The following is a 19914-nucleotide window of genomic DNA, read 5'->3' as shown; positions in this document are numbered from 1 at the left end:
CAGCAAGTATTGATGACGCTGAAGCCAGAAAAGACTGGAACTGGAACACATGAATTTGATTTGGAATCAATGACAAAAGAGATCTCGAGAGCATTTGAAATAGATCTATTGAGTATAAAAAATGCCGCAAAATTGATGTTTTGCGGCTTTTTTTCATTCATTTTTTTTCTTTAATTAATGGTGCTTTTAGCTCTTAGTATTCGTTTTCCGATTGATTGTAGCTAATTATTAGCTTAATTGAATTAGAATTAGTTGCTGTTGTTGTATTCCTATTCAATCACGTACATTGGTTGCACTTGAATATAATCACAATCATTCTCTTTTTTAGTAACAAAGAACAATACATAATTACTCAAAAAATGCATTAAAGGATAACTAGATAATAATTGTTTTCTAGAGTCATAAAAAATTGATGATCGAATATATTTTTTAAGATCAAGGATAGTTAGAGGTTTAATATCTTTTATTGTTTGCTTCTGTTCAAAACAAAATGTTCCGCCACCCAACGAAATGCAGTCTTGAATTAAAAAAGCAGTTTTATTGTATTTTGAAGGGTATACATACTCATTGTCTAAATTGAAATATAAAGTATCCTTTTTTTCGTTTGGATTTGCAATCCAGTCTCCTTTTTTATTACGTCGTGGATAATAGGACTTATATTCTAAATATCTGGGTTGTATAAACTCATTATCATTAACAAAGTATATTACATATTTATTAAATAATGAATCTTGGAGCTTGTAATTGTCAACCAAATTATTGTGTCTGCCATCATAATAAAACTTTCGGTTTTCGATATACTCTTTCATAGAGAGTATTTTTTTCGGGCGAAGACCGGTTGTTAAAATGTTTTTGAAACAGGAAAAGCACGTTTCCCGGTTCAAACGGTTATTAGACCAAAAACAGAAGAGTATCATGACTTCAGAGGGGTATGCCGGAAAATTATACGGTAATAATATTAAAGTGGGCGATGCGGTAACCGTTCTTCCTTCTTTAACAGAATCTAAAGTGACTAATATTCACTTTTTTGACAAACAATTTGATGAAGCTACAGCAGGTTCCTCGATTACTTTAGAACTGGAAAATGATATCAATGTAACAAGAGGTGACATGATTGTAAAATCGAATGAGTTGCCTAAAATTGAAAAAGATATCAATACAACGATTTGTTGGATGGACAGCAAAAAGTTAGTTCCAGGTACAAAATATTTGGTACAACACAATACGAACAGAGTTTTGGCGAAAATTGAAAGCGTAAAAAACGTAATCGCAACCGATTATTCTGGAGTTACACCAGCGACTCAATTGAGCATTAATGAAATTGGTGAAGTAAATATTAAATTGAGTAAAGCCTTGTATTTTGATGCCTACAACGACAACAAATCAAACGGCGCTTTTATTTTAATAGATGTTGCTACTAATACCACAGCGGGAGTTGGATTTATTCGTTAGTTTTTGGCTTAAGCCAAAAATAAAATCCAAACATAATTAATATCCAATAGCCTACAAAAGTCAAGAAAAGATGGAAAGTTTTAGAACCGAAATAGAAGATCCGATTGTCCAAAAAGACATTATCGATTTAGAAAGAAAAATTGCTTTATTCCGTGACGGGAAAATTGATGATGAGCGTTTCCGTAGCCTTCGTTTGGCGAGAGGAAGTGTACGTGTCAGCGTCAGGAAGGCGTACAAATGATTCGTATCAAATTGCCTTTTGGTAAAGTGACCAGCGAACAATTGTTGCGTATTACTAAAGTTTCTGATGAATATTCAACAGGACGTTTACACATTACAACGCGTCAGGATATCCAGATTCACTATGTAAGTTTGGACAGAACACCACAACTTTGGGCTGAACTGGAGAAAGATGATGTTACACTTCGTGAAGCTTGTGGAAATACCGTTAGAAATATTACAGCTAGTGAAACAGCGGGAATCGATGGAGAAGAGCCTTTTGATGTTTCGCCTTATGCGCACGCTATGTTTCAGTTTTTCTTGAGAAATCCGGATTGTCAGGAAATGGGACGTAGATTCTTTAAAATGTCATTTTCATCTTCAGATAAAGATACAGGATTGAGTTATTTGCACGATTTAGGTTCTATCTCCAAAAATTGTAAATGGCGAAACACGATTCAAAGTAATGTTAGGTGGAGGATTGGGTTCTCAACCAAGTCATGCGGAATCGCTTTCTGAATTTATTCCGGTAAACCAAATTATCCCAACAACCGAAGGTGTTTTAAGAATTTTTGATCGCTATGGCGAAAGAGCAAAACGTTTGAAAGCGCGTATGAAATTCCTAATCAAAGATTTGGGAAGAGACGAGTTTTTACGATTAGTGGAAGAAGAGAAAAAAGCCTTGTCTTACCAAACAGTTGAAATCGATACAACTGCTTTTGATGGTGAAATTCCAGCTCCTTTATTGGAAGCACCAAAAGTAGTAATCGAAGACACAGCAGCTTTCGAAGCTTGGAAAAAATCAAATGTAATCGCGCAAAAACAAGCGGGTTATGTAGCGATTGGAATCAAAGTTTTATTGGGTGATTTTTATACAGATAAAGCTAGAGCATTGGCAAAATTAATCAAAAATTATGCGGCTAATGAATTGCGTTTTTCTTTGAGACAGGATATTTTAATTCGTCACGTAAAAGAAGAAAACCTACCGTTTTTCTACCAAGAATTAGCCAAATTAGATTTTGTGGCTTTGGGTTACAATACCATTTCAGATATTACAGCTTGTCCGGGAACAGACACCTGTAATTTAGGAATTGCAAGCAGCACCGGAATCGCAGTAGAATTAGAAAGAGTTTTAGAAACGGAATATCCACAATACAGCAACAATCAGGAAATCACGATTAAAATCAGTGGTTGTATGAATGCTTGTGGACAACACAATATGGCCGAAATTGGTTTCCAAGGAATGTCAATCAATTCAGGGAAATTAGTGGCGCCAGCACTTCAAGTGTTATTAGGCGGAGGAAATTTAGGAAACGGAAACGGAAGATTTTCTGACAAAGTAATCAAAATTCCAAGTAGAAGAGGACCTGATGCATTACGTTTCATCTTAAATGATTTTGAAGCGAACGGAAACGGACAATCATTTTTGAATTATTATGATGCCAAAGGAGAAAAATACTTCTACGAATTTTTGAAACCATTAGCCGATTTGACTAATCTTACCGAAGCTGATTTTGTAGATTGGGGAAATGCTGATAACTACGTAAAGGCAGTTGGAGTAGGAGAATGTGCTGGAGTTGTAATTGATTTAGTAGCTACTTTGATATTAGAAGCTAAAGATAAAATGACTTTCGCACAAGAAGCTTTTGATGAAGGAAAATGGGCTGATGCAATTTATTTGGCATACGCAGGATTTGTAAATGGAGCTAAAGCATTGTTACTTGCTGAAAACCAAAAAACAAATCACCATGCAGGAATCATCGATTTGTTTGACACGGTTTTCATCGAAAGCAATAAAATCGAGTTGAACTCAACGTTCAAAGATTTAGTATACCAAATCAGAGCGAATGAGCCTTCTGCAGAATTTGCACAAAAATACATTCAAGAAGGAGTTGCCTTTTTTGAAAACGTAGAAAAATACAGAGCAAAAGATTTAGCTAATGCATAATATAGTACAACCCAAAGTAACTTTAGTAGGCGCTGGTCCATGGCGATCCGGATTTGCTTACTCTAAAAGGAGTAAAAGCACTTGCTGAAGCAAATGTGGTTTTGTATGATGCGCTGGCCAATGATGAAATAATGATTCATGCACCAAAAAATGCCATCAAAATATTTGTAGGCAAACGAAAAGGCTGTCATGAATATACACAAGACCAAATCAATCAGTTGATTGTTGATAATGCGCTTACCTATGGAAATGTCGTTCGATTAAAAGGTGGCGATCCATTTATTTTTGGTCGAGGAAGCGAAGAAATAGAATTCGCAGAAAGTTTTGGAATCCCTACATTTGTAGTACCCGGAATTTCATCATCGATAGCAGTTCCCGCTTATCAAGGAATTTCTTTGACAAAAAGAGGTGTTTCGGAAAGTTTTTGGGTAATTACAGGTACAACCTCTGATAGAAAATTGTCAAATGATGTGGCTTTAGCAGCGCAATCATCGGCAACTGTTGTTATTTTGATGGGAATGAGTAGAATTATCACAAATTGTTTCATTATTCCAAAAGGAATCCAAAGGAGAAACTCCCGTTGCGATTATTCAAAACGGAACTACTCCACAAGAAAAAATTGGAGTTGGAACGATTGACACAATCCAAGAAGTGGTAATAGAAAACAAATTAAGTTCACCAGCCATTATTGTGATTGGAGAAGTAGTCAAAGAAAGCAATAAATTGAAAGGGTTTTACGAAGAATTCATATCAAAAGAAATACAATAACATTGGAAAGGAACGAATTATATCCAATATTTTTAAAATTACACAACCTCAATGTACTTATTGTAGGTGGAGGAAATGTGGGTTTAGAAAAATTATCTTTCATGTTGAAATCGAGTCCGAATGCGAATGTTGAGGTAGTTGCCCCAAAGTTTTTACCAGAACTGGAAAGCTTGGCTGCAAAACATCCTTCGGTGCAATTAACCCATAAAAAGTTCAATCGCTGGATGCTTCGCAAACGCCACATGGTAATTGCCTGCACAGATGATTTAAAAGTAAATAAAAGAGTATACGATTTGTCCCGAAAAAGATTTCTGATTTGCAACATTGCTGATACACCGCCATTATGTGATTATTATTTGGGCGGAATTGTAACTAAAGGAAATGTTAAAATCGCTATTTCAACTAACGGAAAATCACCAACAACTGCCAAAAGATTACGGGAGTTTTTTGAAGAAATCATTCCGGACGATATCAATAAAATGGTCGAAAACCTGAATGAATATCGCAAAACGCTGAAAGGAAATTTCGAAGAAAAAGTTCAAAAGATGAATGAAATTACCGAGTCGTTGAAGAATAAAGAGCCAAGAGAATAGAATAAAGAGCAAAGAATTCGACTGATATTTATCATTTAAAATAGTAAAAATCAATCGTTAATTTGCAGTAAAATAGTTTAGCACAATTACATTATATAAAGAATAAAAAAATGGTTAAAACAGACATACTTATAATAGGAGCCGGACCAACAGGTTTATTTGCAGTTTTTGAAGCAGGATTGTTAAAACTGAAATGTCATATTTTAGATGCTTTGCCACAAGCAGGTGGACAATTATCTGAATTATACCCAAAAAAACCTATTTATGATATCCCGGGATTTCCGGAAGTATTGAGCAGGAGATTTAGTAGATAATCTAATGGAACAAATCAAGCGATTCGAACCAGGTTTTACACTCGGAGAACGTGCTGAAACAATTGAAAAACAAGAAGACGGAAGTTTTATTGTGACTTCAAATAAAGGGAAAAGATTTCATGCGCCAGTAATTGCTATTGCTGGAGGATTAGGAAGTTTTGAACCAAGAAAACCATTAATCGAAGACATTGAATTTTACGAAGACAAAGGAATTAAATACTTTATTAAAAACCCGGAAAAATTCAGAGACAAAAGAGTAGTGATTGCCGGAGGAGGAGATTCTGCTTTGGACTGGAGTATTTTCTTGTCGAATGTTGCTTCTGAGGTAACTTTGATTCACCGTAGAAACGAATTTAGAGGCGCTTTAGACTCTGTAGAAAAAGTACAGGAATTGAAGAACTCAGGAAAAATAAAAATGATTACACCGGCAGAAGTAGTTGGTTTAAACGGTGCCGAGCATTTAGAATCAATTGATATTGAAGAAAATGGAGCGCACAGAACTATTGCTACGGATTATTTTATTCCGCTTTTTGGATTAACACCAAAATTAGGTCCTATTGGAGACTGGGGATTAGACATTGAAAAAAATGCCATCAAAGTAAATAATGCTTTGGATTACCAAACGAACATTACAGGAATTTTTGCCATTGGTGACGTAAATACCTATCCAGGGAAACTAAAATTAATTCTTTGTGGATTCCACGAAGCCACATTAATGTGTCAGGCAGCCTACCAAATCATCAATCCAGGTAAGAAATATGTATTGAAATATACTACAGTTTCAGGTGTTGACGGATTTGACGGAACTCGTAAAGAAGCTCCAAAAGCCGTGGTGAAAGCCATAGTTTAACAACTTAGTACAAACTAGTTAAAAAATATAGCGCTAATACTTGCAAGTATTAGCGCTATGTCTTTACTTTGCACTGTTCATATATTTATTGAAAGTTATCACGAAAGGCGGAGGGAAAGACCCAATGAAACCTTAGCAACCCTTTATCTTTAAAGAAGGTGCTACATTCTACTTTATGCTGAACCAGTTTCAGTATCTAAGATAGATAACACACGAATACTCACTTAGTATTTCTCAAACCTTTTCTTGACAACATATCGATATTTAGCCTACTGAATTAATTTCAGTATCAGGAGCGAACAATTGGCGTTTTTTTGCCAATACCGTTCCCGCTTTCCGTTGCAATCTTTTACTTTTTTAACAAAAAAAGTAAAAGGATTTTCACTGTAATCGGGGCTAAAGAGCTTAAATAGTGAACTTTTGTAATTATTAATCAAAAGTGTGAATCCGATACTTATCGAGATTTACAAGAAATAAAAAGAAATGTCAAGTATTCAAGAAGCCATTAAAAAAAACATACTCATACTCGATGGAGCTATGGGAACCATGTTGCAACGCTACAATTTTTCTGAAGAAGATTTTCGAGGAGAACGTTTCAAAGATTTTCCGCATTCCTTAAAAGGGAATAACGATTTATTGTCACTAACGCAACCACAAGCTATCAAAGCAGTTCACGCAGCTTATTTTGAAGCAGGAGCTGATATTGTAGAAACCAATACGTTCTCAGGAACGACTATCGGAATGGCAGATTACCATCTTGAAGATTTGGTGTATGAACTCAACTACGAATCGGCACGAATTGCCCGTGAAGTAGCCGATGAATTCACAGCCAAAAATCCAGACAAACCTCGTTTTGTAGCCGGGTCAATAGGACCAACAAACAGAACGGCAAGCATGTCACCAGATGTAAATGATCCGGGATACAGAGCCGTAACTTTCGATGATTTGCGCATTGCTTACAAACAACAAGTTGAAGCTTTGATTGACGGAGGAAGTGATTTGTTGTTAGTAGAAACTATTTTCGACACGTTAAATGCTAAAGCAGCACTTTTTGCTATTGAAGAAGTAAAAGACGAACGCAATATTGATATTCCAATTCATGGTTTCAGGAACCATTACGGATGCTTCAGGAAGAACACTTTCAGGGCAAACCGTAGAAGCTTTTTTAGTTTCGGTTTCTCACATTCCATTGCTAAGTGTTGGTTTCAATTGTGCCTTGGGAGCTGATTTGTTGAAGCCTTATTTGCAAACTTTATCACAAAACACTTCGTTCAATGTGTCGGCGCATCCTAATGCAGGATTGCCAAATGCTTTTGGAGAGTACGATGAAACACCAGAGCAAATGCAAGCTTTCATCAAAGAATATTTAGACGATAATTTAGTCAATATCATAGGTGGTTGTTGCGGAACAACGCCAGAACATATCAAGTTGATTGCTGATATTGCGAAGGATTATAAACCAAGAGTATCAACAGCAACGATGTAAACGTAAAGATGCGCTTTACCGCGTCTGAATTATAGCCACGAATTCATTGTAATTATTGGGTTTGAGGCACAAAAAAATAAAAAATGGCACAAGCAGAAACTAGAAAAAACCTTGTATTATCGGGATTAGAGCCTTTAATCATTACGCCGGAAAGCGTTTTTGTGAATATTGGTGAACGAACGAATGTTACAGGTTCTAGAAAATTCCTTCGATTAATCAAGGAAGAAAAATACGAAGAAGCACTCAGTATTGCTAAAGAGCAAGTAGAAGGTGGCGCACAAATCATCGATATTAATATGGATGAAGGAATGCTGGATGGTGAATATGCCATGACAAAATTCCTGAATTTAATTGCTGCCGAACCAGATATTTCCAGAGTGCCAATCATGATTGACAGCTCGAAATGGGATATTATAGAAGCAGGATTAAAAGTAGTTCAAGGAAAGAGTGTCGTAAACTCTATTTCTTTAAAGGAAGGAGAAGAACAATTTATTCATCACGCTAAATTGATTAAGCGTTATGGAGCTGCGGCTATTATTATGGCTTTTGATGAGGTAGGTCAAGCTGACAATTACGAACGCCGAATAGAAATTTGCCAGCGTTTGCGTATGATATTTTGGTAAACAAAGTTGGTTTTCCTCCGCAAGACATCATTTTCGATTTAAATATATTCCCAGTGGCAACTGGAATGGAAGAACACCGCTTGAACGCATTGGATTTCTTTAGAGGAACCAAATGGGTTCGAGAAAATTTGCTAGATGCACACATTAGTGGTGGAGTAAGTAATGTTTCGTTTTCGTTTAGAGGAAATGATACCGTTCGGGAAGCGATGCACTCCGTTTTCTTGTACCACGCTATTCAAAACGGAATGACGATGGGAATAGTAAATCCTGAGATGCTTTCTATTTACGACGAAATTCCAAAGGATTTATTAGAACACGTTGAGGATGTAATCCTAAACCGTCGTGATGATGCAACCGAAAGATTATTGGATTTTGCAGAGAATGTAAAAGGAGATGTAAAGAATAATGAAAAAGCAGTTCAAGAATGGCGTTCGGGAACCGTTCAAGAACGAATTACCCACTCACTTGTAAAAGGGGTCGATGCCTTTATAGAACTAGATGTTGAAGAAGCACGATTGGCAGCTACAAAACCTATTGAAGTTATCGAAATTAACTTGATGACAGGAATGAATGTTGTAGGTGATTTGTTTGGTTCCGGTAAAATGTTTTTGCCACAAGTAGTGAAATCAGCGCGGGTAATGAAAAAAGCGGTGGCCTATTTGTTGCCTTACATTGAAGCTAGCAAACAAGCGGGTGACAAAAAAGGAAATGGAAAAATCCTGATGGCAACTGTAAAAGGCGATGTACACGATATTGGTAAAAATATTGTTAGCGTGGTGCTGGCCTGTAATAATTATGAGATAGTAGATTTGGGCGTAATGGTACCACCTGAAAAAATTATTGCAGCTGCTATTGAGCACAACGTAGATATTATTGGATTAAGCGGATTAATCACGCCATCACTTGATGAAATGGTTTATCTCGCCAAAGAATTAGATAGACGAGGGCTGAAAATCCCAGTAATGATTGGTGGAGCAACGACTTCTAGAGCACATACTGCGGTGAAAATTGCACCTCAATATAGAGAAACAGTAATACACGTAAACGATGCTTCGAGAGCCGTGACGGTGGCTGGAAGTTTATTAAATAAGGACAGAAAGATATACGCAAGCGATATTAGAGCAGAATATGATGCGTTTAGAGAAACATTTTTAAATCGTTCGCGTGATAAAAATTTCCTAACCATTGAGCAAGCCCGAAAAAATAAATTACAGTTGGATTGGGAGAATTTTACTCCTGTAAAACCCAATGTAATTGGAGAACAAACTATCGAAGTCGATTTGGATGTTTTGGTTCCTTATATTGACTGGACACCATTTTTCAGAACATGGGAATTGTTCGGGAAATACCCGGCGATTTTAACAGATGAGGTAGTAGGAGAGCAAGCAACTTCTGTTTTTGCAGATGCACAAGAAATGTTGGAAGTTATTTTGAAAGAAAAGAAATTGACAGCCAAAGGAATTTACGGAATTTTTCCGGCGAATCAAGTCAACGACGATGATATTGAATTGAGTGATGAAAACGGAAAACCATTGCAGACATTCTTGACGTTGCGTCAGCAATCACAAAAAACTAAAGGTGCTCCAAATATCGCATTGTCGGATTTTATTGCTCCGAAAGATAGTGGTAAAACGGATTATATGGGTGCGTTTTGTGTAACGACCGGTTTTGGGGTTGATGAATGGGCGGCTGAATTTGAAAGAGATTTGGACGATTATAATTCGATTATGGTGAAAGCATTGGCGGATCGTTTTGCAGAAGCTTTCGCCAATACCTTCACGAAAAAATCCGAAAGGAAATATGGGGATACGCTGCTGATGAAAATTTAACTACCGAGGCTATGATTGAAGAGGTTTATAAAGGAATTCGTCCAGCACCGGGTTATCCGGCTTGTCCTGACCATTTAGAAAAGCCAACGATTTGGAAATTACTAAATGTAGAACAAGAAATAGGAGTGACTTTGACGGAGAGTATGGCTATGTGGCCAGCCTCATCGGTTTCTGGATATTATTTTGGAAACCCGGAAAGTAAGTATTTTGGACTTGGAAAAATAAAGGAAGACCAAGTTATTGATTACGCTAAACGAAGAAGCGTTTCAACTGAAGTAGCCATGAAATGGTTGAACCCGAATATTGCGGATTAGAAATAGTTTAAAGTTGAAATTTTGTTTAAAGTTTAAAGTTTAAAGTTGTTCGAGAGAACCTTAAACCTTAAACCTTAAACTTCAAACTAAAGAAAATGAAAGTAACACAGCATATAGAAGCAGCTAAAGGAGAAACTTTATTCTCTTTTGAAATTATTCCGCCTCAAAAAGGCAAAAGCATTCAGGAATTATACGATAATATTGATCCGTTAATGGAGTTCAAACCGCCATTTATCGACGTAACCACTTCTCGCGAAGAGTTTATTTATGTTGATAAAGGCAATGGATTATTGGAAAAAAAACTTACCAGAATGCGTCCTGTGAACGCTTGGAATTTGCGCTTCAATCAAGCATAAGTACAATGTAGATACAGTTCCTCATGTGCTTTGCGGTCGTTTTATACAAAAGAAGAAACCGAATATTTATTAGTCGATTGTCATTATTTGGGAATTGATAATGTGATGGCTTTGCGTGGCGATGCGATGAAGGACGAGCAGTCTTTTGTTCCTAAACAAGGAGGAAATGATTTTGCTGTTGATTTGGTAAAACAAATTAACCAACTGAATTGCGGGAAGTACTTGCATGATGTGATGGATGTTGATAACAAAGCCAATTTTTGTATTGGAGTTGCGGGATACCCGGAGAAACATTTGGAATCTCCATCTTTAATTTCCGATTTGAAAAGATTGAAAGAAAAAGTAGATGCAGGTGCTGATTATGTGGTGACGCAAATGTTTTTTGATAATGCTAAATACTTTGAATTTGTTGCTAAAGCCAGAGAAATGGGAATTACCGTTCCTATTATCCCGGGAATTAAACCAATTGCAGTACAAAGACACTTACAGGTATTGCCACAAATTTTCCGAATCGACTTACCCGAAGATTTAATTAATGCTGTTGATCAATGTAAAAATAATGCGGATATTAGACAAGTAGGAATCGAATGGGCGATTCAACAATCGTTAGAATTGAAAGCAGCCGGCGTTCCAGTTTTACATTATTATTCAATGGGAAAATCAGAAAATATTAGACAAATTGCGAGTAAGATTTTTTAATTTTTAATCGTATTTCATAAAAAAAGCTCGTTTAAAATTGGATTTAAACGAGCTTTTTTGTTGTTGTAACTATTTCGTAATCTCTCTAAATACGGCCTCTAAATTTTTATTTTTCTGATTCAGCTGCAAGGTTTTTAAACCATTGGCATTGGCAAAATCAAAAACTGCCGGGCGCATGTCTTTATCCGCTTTGAAAGTCAATTCCCAAATCATATCGTGTGTATTTTTATAAGAAACAAGATTTTCGATTTTGGAAATAGCTTGTTCTTCTATTTTATAATCAAATTCTACTTCGATAACTTGTGCTGCATCTTCGGAAATTAAGTTGTCTAGTTTTTTATCGGTAACAATTTTGCCGTTATTGATGATAATCACGCGGTCACAAATCGCTTCAACTTCCTGCATAATGTGCGTAGAAAGGAAAACCGTTTTGTCTTTACCCACGTTTTTAATCACATTACGAATTTCCATCAATTGGTTTGGGTCTAAACCTGTAGTTGGTTCATCAAGAATCAAGACGTCAGGATTGTGCAATAAAGCATTGGCAAGACCTACACGCTGGCGATATCCTTTAGATAATTGCCCTATTTTTTTATGACTTTCGGTACTTAAACCGGTCAATTGAATTACTTCTTCGATACGGGATTTGGCTACTTTATAGACATCAGCATTGAAAGCCAAATATTCCCTCACATACAAATCCAAATACAACGGATTGTGTTCTGGAAGGTAACCAATAGAAAGTTGAACGGCTTTTTGTTGAGTGTTTACATCGTTTCCATTTACGATTGCTGAACCTTCATCGGCATTAATGTAGGTTGTCAATATTTTCATCAAAGTCGATTTTCCGGCTCCATTTGGACCTAAAAAGCCAACGATTTCTCCTTTTTTTATAGAAAACGAAATGTTATCCAATGCTTTTTGGGCACCGTAGCTTTTTGATATATTATTTACTTCTATTGACATGGAATTTTATTTGTTGCAAAAGTAAACAGAAAAAGCATTGATTTATTGTTTTTTGTAGCTCAATAGCTAAAAAGTCCTTTGTCAAAGTTTTACAAAGCGGGATGATATTCTGTTTTAGATTTATATATTTACCCTAAACTATATAGATATGAATTTGAAAAATACACAATCGGGCAGTTTCTTGAAAAATTACAAAAGTATTTTATTGCTACTTGGCGGAAGTCTGGCAGGAAGTATTTTGGGTTTAGTTTTTGGAGAAGGAGTAGAGGTGATTAAGCCTTTGGGCGATATATTTCTGAATTTATTGTTTACAGCAATTATCCCGTTGATTTTTTTTACGATCGCATCTTCGATTGCTAATTTATGAAAAATCAGAGAAACTAGGAAAATTGTTTGTCATTGTCATTGGAGTATTTTTAAGTACAGTACTGATTTCTGCTATTTTGATGATAGTTGGTGTATTGTTTATTTCCCATTCAGCAAGATATTATCATTTCTAAAATCCCACTAGAAACTATTCAGGAAAGCACTACAGGTTCACAAATTACCCGAGTTGCTTACAGCGGGGGATTTTTATCGAGCTACTTTCTCGAAAAAGTATGTTGGCGCTCATCATATTTTCGTTTTTAATGGGATTTGCCAGTTTGCAATCGGGCGAAAAAAGGGAAAGATTTCAGTCGAGTTCATTGAATTCAGGTAATGAAGTGATGAAACAATTGTTACACGTTCGGTTATGAAAACAGCTCCAATAGGATTGGGTGCTTATTTTGCATATCAAGTTGGGATTTTTGGACCGCAATTGTTTGGTGCTTATGCAAAACCATTGGGACTGTATTATGCGGTTTGCGCGTTTTATTTTGTCGTGTTTTTTAGTTTGTACGCTTTTATCGCCGGAGGAAAATTAGGATTTAAAGTGTTTTGGAAGAAGTAAATGTACACCTTCTTTAACGGCGTTAGGAACTTGTAGCAGCATTGCAACAATTCCTGCCAATCTGGAAGGTGCAGAACAAATGAATATTCCGAGACGCTGTTCGGAATGTAGTTATCCCACTTGGCGCACCTTTGCATAAAGACGGTTCTAGTATGTCGTCGATAATAAAAATTGCGGTTATTTTTGCTATGTTTGGTAAAGATTTTACGAGATCCAAATACCTTATTGATGGCATTGGGAATTACGGTTCTTGTTTCGGTGGTCGAAGGCGGAATTCCAAATGGAGGTTATATAGGAGAAATTTTGGCGATAACCGTTTATGGATTTCCTATGGAGCAGGCTTTGCCGGCTGCAATGATTGTAGGAACTTTGGTAGATCCAATGGCGACGTTGCTGCAATGCGAATGGTCATTTGGTCTCGGCAATGATGGTAGCTCGAATTTCGGAAGGGAAAAAATGGCTTACTGAAAAATTAGTAGCGTAATTTGGTTTGATTTTAAGGGTAAAATTCTGGAAAAAGAATATTTCAATTTCTGAAAATCATAAAGACACGCTGAATTAAAAAATATTTTAAAAGCCTTTTTTTAATTATTACATAATTAATAACCAGTTTTTTAGCGAATTCCTTTTTTTTGTTCAATAAAATCAGCTTTTTTTTGGGTTAGCTGGAAATTATGTATACATTCGCAGAGTAATTAATACAAAATGGCCAACAAGATGTTGAGTAACCGATTTTATTTTAGCAATTCTTATTATTTCTTCTGGAAAGTAGAAAGGGATTGTTGTATGGTTATTTGATTATAAAAATTAAATTGATACTATAAATATACAATCCCGATGAAAATCGGGATTTTGTTTTGCTTAAAAAGGTGTAAAAATGAATGAAATAATTGGAATACAGGGGATAACGGGTTCTTTTCACCATCAGGTGGCACAAGAATATTTCAGATCTTCAGGCAGTTGCTGTCGATGAATGTTTGTCTTTTGAAGAATTAGTGGATAACCTACTTTCAGGCAAATCAGATCAAGCAGTTATGGCGATAGAGAATTCTATTGCGGGTCCTATTGTTCTACCAGAATATACGCATTGATTGACAAAAATAATTTGCACATAATAGGAGAACATTATTTGAGAATTCATCAGAATTTAATGGCTTTAAAAGGTCAAAAAATGGAAGATACTCTGGAAGTACATTCGCATCCTATGGCTATTTTACAATGTATGGAATTCCTGAAAAAATACCCAAACATAAAATTAGTCGAAGACAAAGATACTGCTGAAACGGCGCGTCGAATTGCGGGAAAAACAGTTGAAAGGAATTGCCGCGATTGCCAGTAAAACCGCTTCGGAAATGTATGATTTAGAAATTTTGGCTCCGGAAATTCAAACGATTAAAAATAATATGACTCGTTTTGTGATTATCAAAAAGGACAATTCTTTTGTCCCGGAAAACGAAATAAACAGAGCGTCCATTAAATTCGAATTGGATCACAAACGTGGCAGTTTGGCTGCAGTACTAAATGTAATGAGTGATTGTAAATTGAATTTAACCAAAATTCAGTCGTTACCAAAAATAGAAACACCTTGGAAATATTCGTTTTTTGTGGATGTTACTTTCGAGAAATACGAAGATTATGCAAAAGCAAAGTCACTATTAATACATTAATGGCGGAGTATTTCAAAGTGTTAGGCGAATATAAAAACACAAAATTATAATTAGTCGAAAGCTACAAAGTTACAAAGTCAAAAGAATCTTAAAATTTACACCATACGATTACTACAGCGAAACGTCTCGATATAATTGAAGAATATTATTTCTCATCAAAATTGAGAGAAGTAAGACAACTGCCTTCTGAAGGGAAACCAATTATTAATATGGGAATTGGAAGTCCGGATTTACAACCGTCACAAGCAGTAATTGATGCAGTAGTTCTGGCAATGCAAGATGAAAATGCGCATCGATACCAAGAGTTATCAAGGATTACCGGAATTGCGTCAAGGCATGGCTGATTTTTACAAAAATCGTTACGGAGTTGTGTTGAATCCGGCTAACGAAATCTTGCCTTTGATGGGTTCCAAAGAGGGAATTATGCATACTTCACTGGCTTTCTTGAATGAAGGCGATCAGGTGCTGATTCCAAAATCCCAGGATATCCAACATACACTTCAGGTAAACTAACTTAGTAGGAGCAGTTCCAGTTTATTATGACTTAAAAGAAGTGAATAATCGGGAACCGGATTTTGAAGCTTTGGAAAAACTGGATTTATCGAAAGTGAAAATAATGTGGATTGGTTATCCGCACATGCCAACGGGAGCAAGAGGAAGTTTGGAGTTGTTTTCAAGATTAGTGGCTTTCGCCAAAAAAAATAATATTTTGTTAGTCAATGACAATCCGTATAGTTTTGTTTTTGAATGACAATCCAATGAGTTTGTTGCAAGTTGAAGGCGCAAAAGATGTGGTTTTAGAATTGAATTCTTTGAGTAAGACTTTTAACATGGCGGGCTGGAGAGTTGGAATGCTTACTAGAGGAAATGCAGCTTGTATCGATGCAGTTTTAAAAGTAAAAAGCAACATGGATAGCGGAATGTTTTACGGGATTCAAAAGGGCGCAATTGAAGCATTGAAAAGTGACAAGACTTGGTTTGAATCGATGAATGCGATTTATAGGGAACGCAGAATTCTTACCGAGCAACTGGCAGAGAAATTAGGTTGTAAAGTGTATAAGGAAGGTGTTGGATTATTTGTTTGGGCAAAATTGCCAGGACGGGATTGCATCAGCAGCGAAATTTACTGATGAAATATTTATATGACAAATCTATTTTCATTACACCGGGAAACCATTTTTGGTTCTAATGGAGAAGGATACATACGATTTGCACTTTGTGTAAAAGAAGAAAAAGTACAGGAAGCTATAGAAAGATTTCGGGATTTAGGATTTTTTGATTTAGGAATTCAAATTAATCCTAATTCGAAAATCCCGAATCCCAAATAATATAAAATATGAAAATATACGTAATTCGAATAGGATTGATAGGCGGTTCGATGGCATTGGACATTAAAACGTTGCATCCTGAAGTCAAAATTTATGGAATTGGTACGCAACGAAAGTCATTTGGCGGAAGCCATAGCTTTAGGAGTTGTTGATGAAGGCGCGGCATTTGATGATTTAGTGGATGCAGACTTTGTTATCGTTTCGGTTCCTGTTTGATGTAGCGCTGGTTGTATTGCCAAAAGTATCTCGATGTTATTGGGGATAATACGATTGTTTTTGAAGTGGGTTCAACTAAAATGCCTATTTGTGAAATGATTGCCAATCATCCTAAAAGAAGGAATTTTACTAGCCACACATCCTATCGCAGGAACGGAGTTTCCAGGACCTATCTGCGAGCAATAAAAGGATTGTTTCGAGGGAAAACGAATATCATTTGTGAGGTCGAAAAAACAACTTTCAAGTTACAAGCAAAAGCGTTGGATTTGTTTAAAGCAATGGGAATAGAGAATCCGTTCTATGGATCCGAAATCACATCAGTAAACATATTGCTTATGTGTCACGCATTTGTCGCATATCAGTGCCTTTATGTTGGGAAAAACGGTAATCAATAAAGAGAAGGATGAACAGGAAATTGTTATTTTTGATATGGCAGGTTCCGGTTTTGAAAGCACGAGATTTCGATTAGCCAAAAGTTCCCCAGCAATGTGGACGCCGATTTTTAAAACAGAATAAAAAAGCGTGTTTGTAAAAACTTTGGAAGAATACATTTCGAATTTGTCAAAGTTTAAAGAGTTATTAGAAAAGGAAGAATACTGAGTGCGATTTACAATGAAATGCAAACCGTCAAATAAAAATAAAGGAAATATTGTTAAAACGGAATAAAGAACGTGAAAAAGTGATCAGTCACATTTTACACAAGCTAAAAAAGAACAACACAAAAAACTAAAAAAATAAAATTAGAAAAGATGGAAAACAAGAAAGAAATGAGAAATTGGTTGAATGAATTCAATTTGACTCATCCATTTGTGATCGCAGGACCTTGTAGTGCTGAAACAGAAGAACAAGTATTGAAAAATGCACAATGAATTTGAAAGATTCAGATGTAAGTGTTTTTTGGAGCAGGAATTTGGAAGCCAGGGACGCGTCCGGGAGGATTGTGAAGGTGTTGGAGAAATTGGATTGAAATGGTTAAAAAAAGCGAAAGAACAAACCGGATTGCTAATGCGAACGGAGCAGTGGCGAATGCTGCTCCACGTAAAATTAGCTTTGGAATATGATATCGATGTATTATCGATTGGTGCCAGAACGGACCGTCAATCCATTTGCAATGCAGGAAATTGCAGATGCTTTAGCGGGAACTCAAAAAATCGTATTGGTTCAGGACTTAAGAATCCGGGAGAATCCAGACTTGTCTTTATGGTTGGGTGGTGTTAGGCTGTTCCATAGGTCAGGAATTGAAAAATTAGGAGTAATTCACAGAGGTTTTTCTACATACGAAAAAACAAAACACAGAAATATTCCAGAATGGCAGATTGCTATCGAATTGCAAAATAAATCCCCTGATTTACCTTTAATCATTGACCCGTCTCATATTACAGGAGACACGTAAAATGATTCTTGAAGTAACGCAGGAAGCTTTGGATTTGAATTATGATGGTATGATTATCGAAACACATTACGATCCGGACAATGCTTGGAGTGATGCTGCACAACAAGTTACACCAGACGCTTTGAAACAAATTTTTATTGATTTGAAAGTGAGAAAAGTAAATGATGTATCTGATGAGTTTACTCAAAAAATGGCTAAGTTAAGAGCTAATATAGATGTTTTAGATGCTACTTTATTGGAATTATTAGGGAAGCGTATGAAGGTAGCAGACGAAATAGGTCAGGTGAAAAAAGATGCTAACGTTGCTGTATTGCAAAACAATCGTTGGAATGAAATCCTTGGAAAAATGATTTTAGAGGGTGAGAAAAAAGGATTGACTGAAGAATTTGTACTAAAAATGTTCGAAGCGATTCACCCAAGAAAGTATTGGTCACCAAGAAAAAGTATTGAACGCATAATCATTGCTTTTTTTCAAAAAATAAATCCCTACAGCTTTTTTCAAAAGGTGTCGGGGATTTTTTATTTATAGGTAGTTTCAAAAACTTTAAACTTTATCCCGAAGTGTCGGGATAAACTTGAAAACAAAATTTTACCTTTGCACCATGACAGGACTAGTATACAAATCTACAGGAAGTTGGTACACCGTAAAATCTGAACAAGGTGATTTTATCGAATGCCGTATGAAAGGGAAATTCCGAATGACAAAGGAATCAAAAGTACCAATCCTATTGCTGTGGGCGATATTGTGGATTATGAACTCGAAGAATCCTCAGATACTGTTACGGGAACCATTCACAAGATTCACGACAGGAAGAACTGTACTCGTTCGGAAATCTGTGAATTTATCACATCAAATGCATATTATTGCGTCTAATATTGATAGGGTTTTCTTGTTGGTTACCATTAATAATCCGCCAACGACTTTTAATTTTATAGATCGTTTTTCTGGTTACTGCCGAAGCATATGGAATTGAAACGATACTGGTTTTTAACAAAATAGATACGTTTGACGATGCCACTTTAGATGAACAATTATCCATGCAACGCGTATATCAAGAAATTGGATATAAATGTTTGAGAGTTTCTTCGACTGAAATGAAAGGAATTGAGGAGTTGAAAGCAATGATGATTGGTAAAGTGACCATGTTTTCCAGGGCATTCCGGTGTGGGGAGATCAACATTGGTAAATGCAATGGAGCCTTCTTTACATTTAAAAACAAAAACAATTTCTGAAGCAAGCAAGCAAGGACAACACACAACTACTTTTGCCGAAATGTATGATTTGTCTTTTGATGCTAAAATTATCAGACACGCAGGTATCAAAGGTTTTGGAATTGTAGGGCAAAATAGAAAAGAAGAAATTAGCGGCTATTTTCCTGAATTTTTCAAATTGAAAGATCAGTGTAAATTTAATAATTGTTTGCATAAAGACGAACCGCATTGTGCTATTAAAACCGCATTAGAAAAAGACGAAATCGCTTGGTCCCGTTATAGAAGTTATCTTAAAATTCTGGAAGGCGATGATGAAAATTACCGAACGGATATTCATAATGAAGATAGGATAATCAGTGATAAAACGAGGGAATAACAATAGCAATTTCAAAAATCAATTTCAATTTCAAAAATGAAAATCGTCCTTCAAAGGGTTTCCTCCGCCTCCGTAACTATAGACAATAAAATTGTAGCCGATATCCAAAAAGGACTATTGGTTTTCGTCTGGTATTTGAAGATGCCGATACTCAAGAAGATATAGATTGGCTGGTTAATAAGATTACTAACATCCGCATTTTTGGCGATGAAAATGATGTGATGAATTTATCTGTAAAAGATGTTGACGGAGATATTATTGTGGTTAGTCAATTTGCGTTGCATTGCTTCTTACCAAAAAAGGCAATATCGTCCTTCCTATATCAAAGCTTCAAAACCAGAAGTGGCCATTCCATTGTATGAGAATTTTGTAAA

Annotated in this window: 4 protein-coding genes, 14 pseudogenes and 1 riboswitch; of the genes and pseudogenes, 16 read left to right on the top strand and 2 right to left on the bottom strand. The window is 36.0% G+C overall.

What is annotated here, in order from left to right:
• Positions 1 to 269: 269 nt before the first annotated feature.
• Positions 270 to 809, bottom strand: coding sequence for a hypothetical protein (locus ACXX8U_RS15145; protein WP_458566557.1), 540 nt, complete (start codon positions 807 to 809; stop codon positions 270 to 272).
• Positions 810 to 845: 36 nt separating this feature from the next.
• Between ACXX8U_RS15145 and ACXX8U_RS15140 the strand changes: the two are divergent.
• From ACXX8U_RS15140 to metF, 9 genes and pseudogenes are all read left to right on the top strand, one after another.
• Positions 846 to 1452, top strand: a pseudogene (locus ACXX8U_RS15140) (elongation factor 1-alpha C-terminal domain-related protein); the annotation flags it as partial.
• Positions 1453 to 1522: 70 nt separating this feature from the next.
• Positions 1523 to 3619: pseudogene (locus tag ACXX8U_RS15135) on the top strand (ferredoxin-like domain-containing protein).
• Positions 3612 to 4387: pseudogene (gene cobA / locus ACXX8U_RS15130) on the top strand (uroporphyrinogen-III C-methyltransferase). The pseudogenes ACXX8U_RS15135 and cobA overlap by 8 nt, the downstream one beginning before the upstream one ends.
• A gap of 2 nt (positions 4388 to 4389) precedes the next feature.
• Positions 4390 to 4980, top strand: coding sequence for a precorrin-2 dehydrogenase/sirohydrochlorin ferrochelatase family protein (locus tag ACXX8U_RS15125; protein ID WP_458552667.1), 591 nt, complete (start codon positions 4390 to 4392; stop codon positions 4978 to 4980).
• Positions 4981 to 5090: 110 nt separating this feature from the next.
• Positions 5091 to 6144 (top strand): annotated as a pseudogene (locus ACXX8U_RS15120) (NAD(P)/FAD-dependent oxidoreductase).
• A gap of 92 nt (positions 6145 to 6236) precedes the next feature.
• Positions 6237 to 6356: riboswitch (SAM riboswitch) on the top strand.
• Between the two features lie 271 nt (positions 6357 to 6627).
• Positions 6628 to 7630 (top strand): annotated as a pseudogene (locus ACXX8U_RS15115) (homocysteine S-methyltransferase family protein).
• An 83-nt stretch (positions 7631 to 7713) separates the two neighbouring features.
• The gene (locus tag ACXX8U_RS15110; RefSeq protein ID WP_458566556.1) at positions 7714 to 8253 is read left to right on the top strand and encodes a dihydropteroate synthase; all 540 of its coding nucleotides are present in this window, start codon (positions 7714 to 7716) and stop codon (positions 8251 to 8253) included.
• A pseudogene (locus ACXX8U_RS15105) lies at positions 8223 to 10396 on the top strand (vitamin B12 dependent-methionine synthase activation domain-containing protein). The gene ACXX8U_RS15110 and the pseudogene ACXX8U_RS15105 overlap by 31 nt, the downstream one beginning before the upstream one ends.
• 95 nt (positions 10397 to 10491) lie before the next feature.
• Positions 10492 to 11451, top strand: a pseudogene (gene metF, locus ACXX8U_RS15100) (methylenetetrahydrofolate reductase [NAD(P)H]).
• Positions 11452 to 11520: 69 nt separating this feature from the next.
• Here metF and gldA read toward each other — a convergent pair.
• On the bottom strand, positions 11521 to 12417 hold the full coding sequence (gene gldA, locus ACXX8U_RS15095; protein ID WP_458552671.1) for a gliding motility-associated ABC transporter ATP-binding subunit GldA: 897 nt from the start codon (positions 12415 to 12417) through the stop codon (positions 11521 to 11523).
• A 148-nt stretch (positions 12418 to 12565) separates the two neighbouring features.
• On the opposite strand from gldA, the pseudogene ACXX8U_RS15090 reads away from it, so the two are divergent.
• The 7 pseudogenes from ACXX8U_RS15090 to dtd form a co-directional block, all read left to right on the top strand.
• Positions 12566 to 13832: pseudogene (locus ACXX8U_RS15090) on the top strand (dicarboxylate/amino acid:cation symporter).
• Positions 13833 to 14225: 393 nt separating this feature from the next.
• Positions 14226 to 15065: pseudogene (locus ACXX8U_RS15085) on the top strand (prephenate dehydratase).
• Between the two features lie 57 nt (positions 15066 to 15122).
• A pseudogene (locus tag ACXX8U_RS15080) lies at positions 15123 to 16343 on the top strand (pyridoxal phosphate-dependent aminotransferase).
• Positions 16344 to 16351: 8 nt separating this feature from the next.
• Positions 16352 to 17289, top strand: a pseudogene (locus tag ACXX8U_RS15075) (prephenate dehydrogenase).
• 19 nt (positions 17290 to 17308) lie between these two features.
• A pseudogene (locus ACXX8U_RS15070) lies at positions 17309 to 18410 on the top strand (chorismate mutase).
• Between the two features lie 144 nt (positions 18411 to 18554).
• A pseudogene (gene rsgA / locus ACXX8U_RS15065) lies at positions 18555 to 19540 on the top strand (ribosome small subunit-dependent GTPase A).
• A gap of 36 nt (positions 19541 to 19576) precedes the next feature.
• A pseudogene (dtd, locus tag ACXX8U_RS15060) lies at positions 19577 to 19914 on the top strand (D-aminoacyl-tRNA deacylase); the annotation flags it as partial.

The sequence above is a fragment of the Flavobacterium sp. GNP001 genome (assembly GCF_054343775.1).
Note: the sequence above shows the minus strand (reverse complement) of the source record. Positions and strands in the feature narration are given on the sequence as shown.

What these genes read in the sequence shown, in the direction of transcription:
- gldA (WP_458552671.1), bottom strand. Translation starts at nt 12,417, where the DNA reads ATGTCAATAGAAGTAAATAATATATCAAAAAGCTACGGTGCCCAAAAA.
- ACXX8U_RS15110 (WP_458566556.1), top strand. Translation starts at nt 7,714, where the DNA reads ATGGCACAAGCAGAAACTAGAAAAAACCTTGTATTATCGGGATTAGAG.
- ACXX8U_RS15145 (WP_458566557.1), bottom strand. Translation starts at nt 809, where the DNA reads ATGAAAGAGTATATCGAAAACCGAAAGTTTTATTATGATGGCAGACAC.